Below are 949 nucleotides of genomic sequence, written 5' to 3'. Positions count from 1 at the left end.
GCGGCTCCCCCCCTGCCCAGTCGACGCGGATCCGGCGCACGGCATCGCGGGCCTCTTGCAGAAGTCGCTCCGCCGCGGTGTCCTCACCCCGGGACCGATGGCGCGTGTACCTCGCGTAGTTGCCCGTGACCACCGTGGGAGAGCCATCCATGGTGAGCTGCCCCTGCTCGATCCACACGACTCGCGAGCACATCTCCTTGATGGTGTTCAGGGAATGACTGACCAAGAAGACGCAACCGGCCTGAGCGCGGAGCTCGTCCAGGCGACGCCTCGTCCTTGCGCGGAACTGGGCGTCACCGGTGTTCAACGCCTCGTCGATCACGAGGATGTCCGGGTCGACGGACGTGGCGATGGCGAACTGCAGCCGGGACGCCATCCCCGATGAGTAGGCCCGCAAGGGCAGTTGGAGCGCATCGTCGTCGAGTCCGGACAGACGTGCCACCTGATCACGCCGCTGCACGGCTTCAGCCCGGCTCATGCCCATGGCCAGGCACCCCAGGAGGATGTTGTCCTCACCCGACACCTGCCGGACCAGCGCCGCGTTGACGCCGAGCATCACGGGGGTACTGGTCGCATAGACACGCCCATGAGTGGGACGCGCCTGACCGGTGATCAGCTTCATGAGCGTCGACTTGCCCGAGCCGTTGGTGCCGATCACCCCCACGGACTCACCACGCTCGACGACGAGTGACAACGGCTTCAATGCCTCGACTCGGTCCGTGCGGACTCCCCGCGCCCCGTCGAACAAGGCACGCCCACCTCTGTGGACACGCCGCGTGTCTGCCGAACGGACCGTGTAGGTCATGCCGACCTCGTCAAGGACGACAGCAGCGCGGTCGGCGGCCACGACGTCCTCACCGGCCGTCCCGAGGGGAGCAGGCCCTCCGCGTGCGTCATCGTGGCCGCTGCCATCGGGGCGGGTCGTCAGCGCACGGCGGGGCCTGGGGCT

At 68.3% G+C, this 949-nt stretch carries 1 protein-coding gene; it reads right to left on the bottom strand.

The genetic code is table 11. The annotated features are described in order from the left end of the window. The coding region (locus tag ACFWJO_RS38340; RefSeq protein WP_386872798.1) for an ABC transporter ATP-binding protein at positions 1-847 on the bottom strand (847 nt) is incomplete at its 3' end. Positions 848-949: the final 102 nt, after the last annotated feature.

The organism is Streptomyces sp. NPDC127092 (assembly GCF_042722475.1).
In the GTDB taxonomy this organism is placed as follows: domain Bacteria; phylum Actinomycetota; class Actinomycetes; order Streptomycetales; family Streptomycetaceae; genus Streptomyces.
The sequence above is the reverse complement of the archived record's forward strand: the minus strand, read 5'-3'. Positions and strand labels throughout refer to the sequence as shown.